The organism is Variovorax paradoxus (assembly GCF_040544635.1).
GTDB lineage: Bacteria > Pseudomonadota > Gammaproteobacteria > Burkholderiales > Burkholderiaceae_C > Variovorax > Variovorax paradoxus_R.
The window spans coordinates 1-12,482 of record NZ_JBEPKJ010000015.1 but is presented as its reverse complement, the minus strand read 5'-3'; the positions used below and the strand labels follow the sequence as shown (position 1 = coordinate 12,482).

The 12,482-nt window shown below is 66.2% G+C and carries 12 protein-coding genes; 6 read left to right on the top strand and 6 right to left on the bottom strand.

Annotation, left to right across the window (positions count from 1 at the left end; all coding sequences use genetic code 11):
* The first annotated feature begins 74 nt into the window (after positions 1–74).
* From ABIC94_RS22835 to ABIC94_RS22820, 4 genes are read left to right on the top strand one after another with little or no spacing between them, the layout of a single operon-like run.
* On the top strand, positions 75–1,052 hold the full coding sequence (locus tag ABIC94_RS22835) for a Bug family tripartite tricarboxylate transporter substrate binding protein (RefSeq protein ID WP_354375263.1): 978 nt from the start codon (positions 75–77) through the stop codon (positions 1,050–1,052).
* A gap of 17 nt (positions 1,053–1,069) precedes the next feature.
* A complete protein-coding gene (locus ABIC94_RS22830) occupies positions 1,070–2,683 on the top strand; it encodes a gamma-glutamyltransferase family protein (RefSeq protein WP_354375409.1) in 1,614 nt (537 codons plus the stop codon).
* A gap of 21 nt (positions 2,684–2,704) precedes the next feature.
* The gene (locus ABIC94_RS22825) at positions 2,705–3,652 is read left to right on the top strand and encodes a DMT family transporter (RefSeq protein WP_354375262.1); all 948 of its coding nucleotides are present in this window, start codon (positions 2,705–2,707) and stop codon (positions 3,650–3,652) included.
* A gap of 26 nt (positions 3,653–3,678) precedes the next feature.
* Positions 3,679–4,473: an SDR family oxidoreductase gene (locus ABIC94_RS22820; protein WP_354375261.1), complete on the top strand. Its 795-nt coding sequence runs from the start codon at positions 3,679–3,681 to the stop codon at positions 4,471–4,473.
* Positions 4,474–4,488: 15 nt separating this feature from the next.
* Here ABIC94_RS22820 and ABIC94_RS22815 read toward each other — a convergent pair whose 3' ends face one another.
* Positions 4,489–5,397, bottom strand: a complete 909-nt coding sequence (locus ABIC94_RS22815) for a DMT family transporter (RefSeq protein WP_354375260.1) — start codon at positions 5,395–5,397, stop codon at positions 4,489–4,491.
* A 101-nt stretch (positions 5,398–5,498) separates the two neighbouring features.
* Between ABIC94_RS22815 and ABIC94_RS22810 the strand changes: the two genes are divergently transcribed.
* Entirely contained in the window at positions 5,499–6,482 is a 984-nt protein-coding gene (locus ABIC94_RS22810) for a quinone oxidoreductase family protein (protein ID WP_354375258.1), read from the top strand.
* 125 nt (positions 6,483–6,607) lie between these two features.
* The gene (locus ABIC94_RS22805; RefSeq protein ID WP_354375257.1) at positions 6,608–7,018 is read left to right on the top strand and encodes a response regulator; all 411 of its coding nucleotides are present in this window, start codon (positions 6,608–6,610) and stop codon (positions 7,016–7,018) included.
* A gap of 53 nt (positions 7,019–7,071) precedes the next feature.
* On the opposite strand, the gene ABIC94_RS22800 is transcribed toward ABIC94_RS22805, so the two are convergent.
* The 5 genes from ABIC94_RS22800 to ABIC94_RS22780 form a co-directional block, all read right to left on the bottom strand.
* Positions 7,072–8,733: a Na/Pi cotransporter family protein gene (locus tag ABIC94_RS22800; RefSeq protein ID WP_354375256.1), complete on the bottom strand. Its 1,662-nt coding sequence runs from the start codon at positions 8,731–8,733 to the stop codon at positions 7,072–7,074.
* A gap of 63 nt (positions 8,734–8,796) precedes the next feature.
* Positions 8,797–9,654: a phosphodiesterase gene (locus tag ABIC94_RS22795; RefSeq protein WP_354375255.1), complete on the bottom strand. Its 858-nt coding sequence runs from the start codon at positions 9,652–9,654 to the stop codon at positions 8,797–8,799.
* The gene (locus ABIC94_RS22790; protein ID WP_354375254.1) at positions 9,651–10,712 is read right to left on the bottom strand and encodes an ABC transporter ATP-binding protein; all 1,062 of its coding nucleotides are present in this window, start codon (positions 10,710–10,712) and stop codon (positions 9,651–9,653) included. The genes ABIC94_RS22795 and ABIC94_RS22790 overlap by 4 nt, the downstream gene beginning before the upstream one ends.
* The gene (locus ABIC94_RS22785; protein WP_354375253.1) at positions 10,702–11,502 is read right to left on the bottom strand and encodes an ABC transporter permease; all 801 of its coding nucleotides are present in this window, start codon (positions 11,500–11,502) and stop codon (positions 10,702–10,704) included. The genes ABIC94_RS22790 and ABIC94_RS22785 overlap by 11 nt, the downstream gene beginning before the upstream one ends.
* Positions 11,503–11,514: 12 nt before the next feature.
* Positions 11,515–12,336, bottom strand: a complete 822-nt coding sequence (locus tag ABIC94_RS22780; protein ID WP_354375252.1) for an ABC transporter permease — start codon at positions 12,334–12,336, stop codon at positions 11,515–11,517.
* Between the last annotated feature and the right edge of the window lie 146 nt (positions 12,337–12,482).

The window sequence follows — 12,482 nt, the reverse complement described above, 5'->3', positions numbered from 1 at the left end:
ACCAGGATTATCTGGCTTGATGCGCGGCGGCTGCATAGCATGCAAGGTTTCTTCACGGGCCAGAATCCAGCACCATGAAACGAATCCAGTTCCTTCACGGGGTTGCCGCGGCGCTTTGCCTGGCTGCATCGAGCACAGCCAGCTTCGCGCAGGGCTATCCCAACAAGCCGGTGCGGCTCGTCGTGCCGTTCCCCGCGGGCGGCGCTACCGATCTCTTTGCCCGCACGCTCGGGCAGAAGATGGGCGACAAGCTCGGCGCCATGCTGGTCATCGACAACAAGCCGGGGGCCGGCGGTGCCATCGGTTCCGACCTGGTTGCCAAGGCACCGGCCGACGGCTACACGCTGCTGCTGGCCACCACCAGCACGCACTCGATCGGCCCGGCCATCACCAGCAAGCTGCCTTACGACACCGTGCGCGATTTCTCGCCCATCGCGCATGTGGGCGATGCGCCCAGCATCATGCTGGTGCCGGTCAATTCGCCCGCGAAGACGGTGCGCGAATGGATCGAGCATGCAAAGAAGAACCCCGGCAAGCTCAACTACGCCTCCAGCGGCAACGGCACCATCGTGCAGCTCACGGCGGAACTCTTCAAGGCGCAGGCTGGCGTGTTCGTCACGCACATCCCCTACAAGGGCACCGCGCTTGCCATTCCCGACCTGATCAGCGGCAAGATCGACGTGCTGTTCGATTCGCTGCCCACGGGCATGCCGCACGTGCGCGACGGGCGCTTGCGCGCGCTCGGCGTCACCACACTCAAGCGCAGCCCGCTCGCGCCGGAGCTGCCGCCCATTGCCGACACGCTGCCGGGCTACGAGTCGAACACCTGGTTCGGCTTCTATGGGCCGAAGGGCCTGCCGGCGGACATCGTCGCGCGCGTCAACAAGGCGGCCAACGAAGCGCTGGCCGACCCCGAGGTGAAGGACAAGCTTTCGCGCCTGGGCATCGAGCCCGCCGCCGCCGGAACGCCCGAGCAGTTCGCGAAGATGGTGGCCACCGATGCGGCCAAGTGGAAAAAAATCGTGGTCGAACGCAAGATCACCAACGAGTAACGATGAGACAAACCGTCATGAACTTCGATTTCAGCAACCCCTATCTCTCCACCCGCATTCCGATCTTCGCGCGCAACGTGGTGTCGACCTCGCACCCGCTGGCTTCGCAAGCGGGGCTGCGCATGCTCCAGCAGGGCGGCAACGCCGTCGATGCGGCCATTGCCACGGCGGCCGTGATGACGCTGGTCGAACCGGTGAGCAACGGCCTGGGCAGCGACGCGTTCTGCATCTTGTGGGACGGCAAGGAACTGCATGGCCTGAACGGCTCGGGTCCCGCGCCCAAGGCCTGGACGCCCGAATACTTCAAGGCCAAGTACGGCGCCGATGCCGCAACGCCGCCCATGCGCGGCATCGACTCGGTCACGGTACCGGGCGCCGTGCGCAGCTGGGTGGCGCTGAGCGACCGCTTCGGCAAGCTGCCCTTTGCCGACCTGATGGCGCCGGCCATCGACATTGCCGAGCGCGGCTACCTCGTGCCGCCGGTGGTGCAAGGCAAGTGGCTGGCAGCCACCTCGCTGCTCGAATCGCAACCCGGCTTTGCGCAGTCCTTTCTGCCCTGGGGCCGTGCACCCGAGATCGGCGAGCTGTTTCGTTTTCCCGCTGCCGCTCGTGCGCTCAAGGCCATCGCCCGCACCAAGGGCGAGGCCTACTACAACGGCGAAATCGCCGAGGCGCTCGCCAAGTTTTCGAAAGAGCAGGGCGGCGCGCTCACGGTGGCCGACCTGTCGGCCTACCAGCCCGAGTGGGTCAAGCCCATTTCGCGCGACTACCGCGGCCACACGCTGCATGAGATTCCGCCCAACGGCCAGGGCATTGCGGCGCTGATCGCGCTCGGCATTCTGGAGAAGTTCGACATCGCTTCGCTACCCGTGGACTCGGTGGCTTCGCAGCACCTGCAGATCGAGGCGATGAAGCTGGCCTTTGCCGACGTGTACCGCTACGTGTCGGAGCCATCGTCGATGACGGTGACCCCCGCGCAAATGCTCGATGACGCCTACCTGGCATCGCGTGCGAGACTCATCGACGTGAAAAAGGCGCAGGACTTCAAGGCCGGCAATCCCGTGAAGGGCGGCACCATCTACCTCACGGCCGCGGACGAGAGCGGCATGATGGTGAGCTTCATCCAGAGCAACTACATGGGCTTCGGCTCGGGTTGCGTGGAGCCCGAGTTCGGCATCAGCCTGCAGAACCGCGGTCACGGCTTCAGCCTGAAGGCGGAGAGCCCCAACGTCGTGGCGCCGGGCAAGCGGCCGTTCCACACCATCATTCCGGCCTTCCTTACCAAGGACGGCCAGCCGGTGATGAGCTTTGGCGTGATGGGCGGCAACATGCAGCCGCAAGGCCACATGCAGACACTGGTGCGCATGCTCGACTACAAGCAGAACCCGCAGGCCGCCTGCGACGCGCCGCGCTGGCGCTTCAACACGGGGCTCGAGATCAACGTCGAGGCCGCGATGAATCCGAACACCGTGCAGGGCCTGCGCGACCTCGGCCACCAACTCGACGTGATCGACGATTCCTACCAGGACTTCGGTGCCGGCCAGTTCATCTGGCGCGCGGGCGATCCATCGGTCGAAGGCTATGTCGCCGCCAGCGATCCGCGCCGCGATGGCCTCGCTGCAGGCTATTGACGACCGCGCGATGATCGAGGGATGACCAAGTCCGCCGTACAGACCGGCATTCCCTCCGCACATGGCGGCGCAAAGAGCATTGCGCCCGGCCTCATCCTCGCCTCGCTGGGTGCCATCGCGTTCAGCGGCAAGGCGATCATCGTCAAGCTGGCCTATCGCCATGGCGTCGACGCCATCACGCTGATCATGCTGCGCATGTTGTTTGCGCTGCCGCTGTTCGCGGTGATGGCGTGGTGGGCGGGGCGCGGCAAGCCTGCGCTCACGTTTCGCGATTGGCTTGGGGTGATCGGGCTCGGTTTCTCGGGCTACTACCTCGCGAGCTTTCTCGACTTCGCTGGGCTCGCATATATCTCCGCCAGCTTCGAGCGGCTGATTCTTTATCTCAACCCCACGCTGGTGCTGCTGTTCGGCTGGCTCCTGTACAGGCGTCGGGCAACGCGGCCGCAGGTGCTGGGCATGATCGTGAGCTATGCCGGCGTGCTGCTGGTCTTCGGGCACGAGCTCTGGACCGGGGGTGACGGCAAGGGCGGCGGGGCGGCGGCGTGGGGCGCGTTCCTGGTGTTCCTGAGTGCGGTGAGTTATGCGGGCTACCTCGTCTACAGCGGCGAGTTCGTCAAGCGGCTCGGCTCGCTCCGGCTCGTGGGCCTGGCCACCACCGTGGCTTGCGTGCTGTGCATCCTGCAGTTCGTGCTCACGCGGCCGATGAGCGTTGCCATGCAGGTGGCGCCCGAAGTCATCTGGCTATCGGTGCTCAACGCCACGCTGTGCACGGCGGTACCTGTCCTGATGGTCATGATGGCCATTGAGCGCATCGGTCCGGCCATGGCCGCGCAAACCGGCATGATCGGGCCTCTTTCGACCATTCTCATGGGGGTGGTCATACTCGGCGAGCCGTTCACCGCGTGGATCGCGGCCGGCACGGTGCTCGTGATTGCGGGCATCTTCGTTTTCACACGCACGGGGCGCTAGCGCCCCTGCAGTACAGGAGAAGCAATATGGATCTGGGCATTGCAGGCAAGACCGCGCTGGTATGCGGCGCGAGCAAGGGACTCGGCTACGGCTGCGCCGAAGCGCTGGTGCGCGAAGGCGTGAACGTGGTGATCGTGGCGCGCGGCGCCGAGGCGCTCGAAGCGGCGGCAGCCAAGCTGGCAGCTGCGGCAACCGGTTCGCCGGCGCCGTTCGTCAAGCATGTGGCCGCCGACATCACCACCGAGGCCGGCCGCGCGGCCGTGTTCGCGCTGGGCCACGACTTCGACATCGTCGTGACCAACGCGGGCGGTCCGCCCCCCGGCGATTTCCGCAACTGGGACCGCGAGGCGTGGATCAAGGCGGTCGACGCCAACATGCTGACGCCCATCGAACTCATCAAGGCCACGGTCGACGGCATGGCCAAGCGCGGCTTCGGGCGCATCGTCAACATCACCTCGAGTTCGGTGAAGTCGCCCATCGACATCCTGGGCCTCTCCAACGGCGCGCGCAGCGGCCTCACCGGCTTCGTGGCCGGCGTGGCGCGCACGCCCATCGCGGCACAGGGCGTGACCATCAACAACCTGCTGCCCGGCTCCTTCGACACCGATCGCCTCAAGGGCACGATGGCCGGCGCGGCCCAGAAGTCGGGTCAGGACTTCGACACCGTGTGGGAAGCCCGCAAGAAGAACATTCCCGCCAAGCGCTTCGGCACGCCGGCGGAGTTCGGCGCCATCTGCGCTTTTCTGTGCAGCGTGCAGGCCGGCTACATGACCGGGCAGAACGTGCTGGCCGACGGCGGCGCTTATCCGGGCACTTACTGAGCCCGCCTCGTGGTCTCAACGTTTAGACGATGAGACCACGATCCCGCCGACGATCAGCAAAAATGCCGCTCCGTGGTACCACTGCGGCGGCTCACCCAGGAATGCGGCCGAGAACAGCGCGGCGAACAGCGGCGTGAGGTTCATGAAGAAGCTCGCCGCCTGCGGCCCCGCATGCTGCACGCCGCTGCCCCAGCAGCGGTAAGCCAATACGGCGGGGCCGATACCGATGAAAGCCAGTGCCGCGAGGAGGGGCCAGCCGGGCACGATGTGCGCGTCGGTCAGCGTCCACTCTCCGGCCGCGAACGCGCCCGACCACGCGAGGCCGAACACCAGTTGCGCCATCAGGAACGCGGCCCAGTCTTGCCGCACGGCTTGCGGCTCCCGCGTGCGGGCCAGTATCCAGCTGTAGAACGCCCATGCGATGGTGCCCAGGATCATGTACAGGTCACCCGGCACCAGCCGCAGCCCAAGCAGCTGCCGCCATTCGCCGCGGCTCAGCACCAGCAGCACACCCAGCATCGAGAGCAGCGAGCCGCCGATCTCGCGCCCGCTGACGCGGGCACCGAAGAAAACAGCGCCGGTCGCGAGCATCCACAGCGGCAGGCTGGAGCCCACCAGCGTGACGTTGATGGGCGTGGAAGTCTGCAGTGCCAAATACTGGAACGCGTTGTAGCAGCCGATGCCCAGCAGCCCCAGCACCGCGTAGCGCTTCCAGTGCGCCCACATCGGGCTGCCGGGTCGCAATACCGGCCATGCGAGCGGAAGCAGCAGCACGAAGGCGATGGCCCAACGCACGAAGTTCAGCGTGAGCGGCGACACCAGGTCGCGCACCATGCGGCCGACCACCGCATTGCCGGCCCACAACAGCGGCGGCACGGTGAGCAGGAAGACGGTCGAAGGCGTGAGGCGCTGCTGAATCTGCATGGCCGCCGACTCTACCGGGCATTGCCCTCTGCCGCCGTGAAAGGGCCAAACGTGGCACGATGCCGTCTTCTTTTTCCGCATGCCTGGAGACCGCAAAGATGATGAGCAAAGCCGTCCGTATCGACCGCCATGGTGGTCCCGAAGAACTGAAGATCGTCGACGTGGAGGTCGGCGAGCCCGGGCCCGGCGAAATACGCATTCGCCACAAGGCCGTGGGCCTGAACTTCATCGACACCTACCAGCGCGGCGGCCTCTACCCTTTCCAGATGCCTTTGCAGCTGGGCATGGAAGCCTCGGGCGTGGTCGAGGCCGTGGGCGAGGGTGTCACCCACCTCAAGGCGGGCGACCGCGCCGCCTATGCGAGCCAGCCGCCCGGCGCTTACAGCGAGCTGCGCGTGATGCCGGCCAAGTGCGTCTGCAAGCTGCCCGATGCCATCTCGTTCGAGACGGGCGCGGCCATGATGCTCAAGGGCCTGACGGCGCAATACCTGCTGAAAAAAACGCTGCCGGTGCAAGGCCTGCAACCGGGCGATTTCATCCTGTTCCACGCGGCGGCCGGCGGCGTCGGCCTCATTGCCTGCCAGTGGGCCAAGGCGCTGGGCCTGCAGCTGATCGGCACCGCGGGCAGCGATGCCAAATGCAAGCTCGCACTCGAATACGGCGCGGCGCATGCCATCAACTACAGCACCGAGAACTTCGCGGCCCGCGTGAAGGAGATCACGGGCGGCAAGGGCGTGAAGGTGGTGTACGACTCGGTGGGCAAGGACACCTGGGAGGGTTCCATCGACTGCCTGCGTCCGTTCGGCCTGCTGGCGGTATTCGGCAACGGCTCGGGCCCCGTGCCGCCGATCAGCTTCGGCACGCTGGCCTCGAAGGGCTCGCTCTACGTGACGCGGCCGACGCTGTTCACGCACATTGCCACGCGCGAAAGCACGCAGGCGATGGCCGACGACCTGTTCGCGGTGGTGCAAAGCGGCGCGGTGAAGATCCCGATCGACCAGCGCTATGCGTTGGCCGATGTGCAGCAGGCGCACCGCGACCTGGAAGCGCGCAAGACCACCGGCTGCACGATCCTGACGCTCTGAAGCGGGGCAAGGGCCGGCCGGTGGCGGGCCGGTCTTGTCCTACCCGCGGTGGGGTGTCATGCCTTCGTCTTGTGCGGGGCGCACTTTGTAGCCTGCCACGACGCTCGGGAAACGCCGCCACTGCCATGGACACCGTCAGAACCTTCATCGTCGAAGACAACGCCACGATCCGCGAGAACCTGGTGGGCACCTTGCGCGAAGTGGCCAGGGTCGATCCCGTGGGCCAGGCGGAATCGGAGCGGGAAGGTACGCGCTGGCTGGCGGGCAACTTGTCGCAATGGGACCTCGCCATCATCGACCTGTTCCTGAAAGACGGCACGGGCTTCAGCGTGCTCGAAGCCTGCCGCAACCGTGAGCCGGCGCAGAAAATGGTGGTGCTCAGCAACCATCTCACTCCGGAAATGCGCCGCAAATGCGTGCAACTCGGTGCCGATGCGGTGTTCGACAAGGCCACGGAGATCGACGACCTGATCGACTTCTGCCTGCGCCGGCGGCAGGAGCAGTTCATGACGTCGCCGTTTTACCAGGCCCACTGACACAGCGGCTCTGCCCCATTCCGCGGGCCGCAGCCCGAAGAAGCACAGGCGAATCAGCCCTCGATCTTCCCCAGCCGCGATTCGCGCAGCCGGCTTGGTGCCAGCGCGCCGGCCGATTCCAGGATCGGATAGGCAATGGAGCAGATGTGCGAGTTGATCCGCTTCAGGTCGCTGATCAGGTCGATGTGCAGCGAACTGGTCTCGATGCTCAGCGTGGTTCGGTCGGACAGCCGGTCGAGGTGGGTGGTGGCATAGGCCCGTTCAAGGTCGCGGAAGCGGGCTTTTTCCTGGAGCAGCTTTTGCGCATCGCGCACATTGCCGTTGAGAAATACGCTCATGCTCAGCCGAAGGTTGGCCACCAGCCGGCCATGCAGCTCCACGATTTCCGCCATGCCCGCTTCGGAAAAATTGCGCTGCGGCTTGATCTTCTTGTCTTCGATGTCGATGATCACGCGCTCGATGATGTCGCCGATCTGCTCCATGTTGATGGTGAAGCTGATGATGTCGGTCCAGCGGCGGCTTTCTTCCTCGCCCAGCGCCTCGCGCGAGATGCGCGTCATGTAGTACTTGATGGCCGAGTAGAGCTCGTCCACCGTGTCGTCGAGCTGCCGCAGCTCCTGCGACAGGCGCAGGTCGTTGTGGCGGATTACATCGAGCGTGCCGATGAGCATGGTCTCCACGATGTCGGCCTGGTGCAGCGCCTCGCGTGCCGCATTCGAAATGGCGAGCGAAGGCGTGGAGAGCGCCGAGGGATCGAGGTGGTGCGGCCGCGTGGAAGTGGCCGGCAGCGGCGGCACCGGCAGCATCCTGGTGACCAGCGTTGCGACCCATTGCGTGAGACCGATGAAGCCCACGCTGATGATCACGTTGAACGCCAGGTGAAACAGCACCACGCCATGCGTCGCGTTCGGCACGTGCGGCTGCACATAGCGCAGCCAGAGCCCGACGAACGGCGCGAGGATGGCCACCCCGAGCGCCTTGAAAAGCAGGTTGCCCACCGTGACCTGCCGCACCGGTATGGCCGACTTGGCGGTGGTCAGCACGGCCAGCAAGCCGCTGCCGAGATTGGCGCCGAGCACCAGCCCGAGTGCGACATCCAGCGGCACCACGTGGGAGCTTGCCATGGCCGCCACCAGCAGCACGACCGCCAGGCTCGAATACGCCACGATGGCCAGCACCGCACCGATGGTGATCTCGAGCAGCACGTCGCTGCTGAGCGAGGCCAGCAGCGCCCGCACGGCCGGCGCCGAGAAGAGCGGTTCGGTGGCTTCCACCACCAGCTGCAGCGCCAGCAGCATCAGCCCCAGGCCGATGAGCACCCGGCCGACGCGGCCGGCCACGCTGGCCGAGCGGGAAATGAACAGCACCACCCCCACGAAGATGAACATCGGCGAAAGCCAGGAGAGGTCGGCCGAGAACAGCACCGAAATGAGCGCCGTGCCGACGTCCGCCCCGCGCATGACCGCCAGCGCCGCGGGCAGTGTGACCAGCCCTTGCCCCACGAAGGACGAAGTCATCAGCGAAGTGGCTGTGCTCGACTGCACCAGCGCGGTCACGCCGATGCCCGAGAGCGCGGCCGTGAAGCGGTTGCGCATGCTCTGCACCAGGATCTTGCGCAGGTTGGCCCCGAACACGCGCAGCACGCCCGTGCGCACGAGGTGCGTGCCCCACACCAGCAGTGCGACGGCGGCCAGCAGGTTCAGAAGATGCTTCATGGGTGCCGGTTTCTATCCTTTTCGTTTTGGTTCGTTTTCGACCCCATTTTCCACAGTATGGGCTCAGTCGATCAGCGTTCCGTTGTCATGGAAGGGAAAAGGGCCCTCGAATGTGCCGGAAGCCGCCAAATGGGTCACCAGCCGTCCGCTGCGGCCGGACCACGCATGCACCCTGAAACCGGGCGGCTCCAGCGTCCAGGCCGATGGCGCATCGGGTGACAGGTCCAGGCAGACCTGGTGCGCCGGCGCCGGTGAAGTCGATGCGATGGTGCCGCCGAACCGCACGTCAATGGCACGGTGCAGGTGACCGCAGATCACGCGTTCGATGTTGCTGTACCGCGCCACCAGCGCTTCCAGCGCCTCGGCACCCTGCAGCAGGCCGATTTCGTCCATGTGGCCGATCAGCGTCTGGAACGGCGGGTGGTGCATGGCAATCACCACCGGCTCGCCGCGGCAGGCCTCAAGCTGTTCCTCAAGCCAGGTCAGCCGCTCGCCGCACAGCGCGCCATGGCTTTCGCCCGGCACGCAGGTGTCCAGCGCGAGCAGGCGCAGCGCACCCACCCGCACCGAATACTGGACAAAGCCGGCCGGGCCCATGCCCTCCGTCAGGTAGTTGTGGCCCGGAAAGCTGCGGCGCAATTGGTCGCGGTCGTCGTGGTTGCCGGGCATCAGGTAGACCGGCATGGCCAGCGGTGCCAGCAGGCGGGCCAGGTGCTCGTATTCGGCGGCGCGGCCGAAATCGCTCAGGTCGCCCGTGATCACGACCGCGTCGGGCCGCTGCGCGAGCCGCAGCACCGACTGCACCGCGCGCTCCAGATAAGGCGCGGTATCGATGCGGCCATAGGCCAGGCGGCCGGGTTCGCGGATGTGCAGGTCGGTCAGCTGGGCCAGGAAAGTGGTGTCTTCTGTCGTTGTCGTCATGCGCTGGTTTCCTGCGACGTCATCAGGCGGTCGGGCTGAATGCGAAGCCCGACCGGATCGCCGGGGCCGAACGGCGTGTCGCGGCCCACATCGGCGACCAGCAAGGGCTGGTCCTGCATACGCAGCTGCAGCTGCACGCGATCGCCGAGAAAGGTGCGGCGCTCGACCGTGGCGCTGCCCCAGTCGGGCCGCGGCGCGCTCACTTCGATGTCTTCGGGGCGCACCAGGAGCATGGCATGGCCGCGCCACGCGGGCGGGCAGGGCAGCGTGCATCCTCCGAGTCGGACAACGCCCTGCGCAATGGCGTCGGCCCCGCGCTCCAGCCGGTTCACCCGGCCCAGGAACTCTGCCACGAAGGGATGCGCGGGCGCGCGGTAGAGCTCTTCGCCGCGGCCGATCTGCACGATGCGTCCGGCGCTCATCACCGCCAGACGGTCGGCAATGGCCAGTGCCTCCTGCTGGTCGTGCGTGACGTGGATGGCCGTGATGTGCAGCCGCCGCAGCAGTTCGGCGAGTTCGTCGCGCAGCGACTCCTTGAGCTTGGCGTCGAGCGCGGCCAGCGGCTCGTCGAGGAGCAGCACGCGCGGGCGCACGGCAACCGCGCGCGCCAGGGCCACGCGCTGGCGCTGGCCGCCCGAGAGTTCGGCGGGGCGCTTGTTTTCCAGGCCACCGAGCCGCGTGAGGTCGACCAGTTCGCCCACGGCGCGCTTTTCTTCTTCGGGCGCTACGCCGCGAATGCGAAGGCCGTAGCCGATGTTGGCGGCCACGGTCATCTGCGGAAAAAGTGCGTAGCTCTGAAACACCATGCCCACGCCGCGATGTTCCACCGGCCGCTGCGTGACGTCTTGCCCGCCAAAGACGATGCGGCTGCCTTCGTCGGGTGCTTCGAGCCCCGCGATCAGCCGCAGCAGCGTGGTCTTGCCGCAGCCGGAGGGGCCGAGCAGGGCGAGCACTTCGCCCGCCTCCACGTGCAGGTCGGTCGGCAGCAGGCCGCGCGTACCGTCGGCGTAGGTCTTCGCGCAGCGCGAAATGTCGATGGGGATGCGTTCAAGTTCCATGGCGTTTCTGCATCAGGTTGGCAAGGTACTGCAGTCCCCACAGCACCGGAAGGATCACGGCGAAGAAGACCAGCGTGTAGGCCGATCCGATTTCGATGCGCATCGACGCATAGCTGTCGGCCAGGCCCACAGGCAAGGTGCGCGTGAGCGGCGTGTGCAGCATCCACGTGAGGTTGAATTCGCCCACCGAGAGTGTGAACACCATCAGGCTGCCCGCCACGATGGCGGGGAACACGGCGGGTACGAGGATGCCCATGAAGCGCTGGCGGAAGTTCGCGCCGAGCGAACGGGCGGCTTCCTCGAGCGCGAGCAGGTCGTCACGCTGGAAGGCCGAGCTCACGGTGCGGACCATGAACGGCAGCGTGAACACCATGTGGCCCACGAGAATGAAGGCGAAGCTCTGGCGGAAGGCGGTGAGTTGCCCGTAGGCGAGTATCAGCGCCAGCGCGGTCGCGAGGCCCGGCACCGCGACCGGCAGCGTCAGCAGCTCTTCGAAGATGTGCGCCGCGCGTGAGCGGCTGCGCGCCAGCGCGTAGGCGCATGGCACACCCAACAGCACGGTGCCGACTACGCAGGCCAACGCCAGCGCAAGCGACCAACCCACGGTGCCGCCGTAGTTCTCCCACACCTCGCCGAGCCAGCGCAGCGTGAGCCCGCTCTTCAGGCCGGTGCTGTAGTTGTTGACCAGGCCCGCCATGACGGACAGCAACATCGGCGCGATCATGAAGAGGCTCACCAGCACGGTAATGGCCAGCAGGAAGGGAGCCTTGGGTTGCGTGTTCTTTCGCATGAGCGTTTTCCTTCAGCGCGCGACCGGGTTGGCCCCGAAGCGGCGCGCAACGAACAGCACCAGCCAGGTCACGATACCCAGCGCAATTGACAGCGAAGCCGCTAGCGCGAAGTTGGCGTAGTTGGTGAACTCGTTGTAGATGGTGATCGGAATCACCTCGAACTTGCTGGCGAGCGTGAAGGCGGTGCCGAAGGCGCCCATCGAGGTCGCGAACAGAATGGCGCCGCAGGCCAGCGTGGTGGGCGCCAGTTCGGGCATCCATACGTCGCGCGCCACGCGCAGGCGCGAGGCGCCGAGCGAGCGCGCGGCTTCTTCGAGCTGCACGTTCATGGCCTCGGCCGCGGCGGCGTAGGTTGCAATGGCGCGTGGAAGCGAGAAGTACAGGTAGGCCAGGAACAGCCCGAGCAGGCCGTACGCAAAGGTGATGCGTTCGCCGAACAGGCCGTCTCCGATGTCGGCCACCAACCCTTGCCGTCCGCCGAGCAGGATGACGAAGAAGCCGATGATCACGCCCGGAAAAGAGAGAGGCAGCGTGAGCAGCGACAGCAGCATGCGCTTGCCGATGAAGGCATGGCGCGCAAGATAAATGCCCACGGCCGCGCCGAGCACTAGCGTTGCGAGCGTCACCGCCACTGATAGTGCAACGGTGTTGGCCATGCTCTGCAGATAGCGCGAATCTGTCAGCACCGCGAAGTAGGTGGACCAGCCCTTGGTCGCGGGCAGCGTGAGCAGGCGCACCACCGGCAACAGCCAGAAGGCAGCGAAGAACACGGCTGCGGGTGCTGCGCAGGCCAACAGGCGCCAGCGTGGGTTCCAGGCGTTGGGTTGCTTCATCTCAAGTTCATTTCCCACTGTGTTGCTGGGCGCCGTTGTTATGGGCGCTGTTGTTCAGGGCTTGTGCAAAGGCCACCGGGTACTCCCCTCCGCGAATGTCCCCCGCCTTCGGCTCCTCCTTTATTTCGCTGCGGGGAGCACCCGAT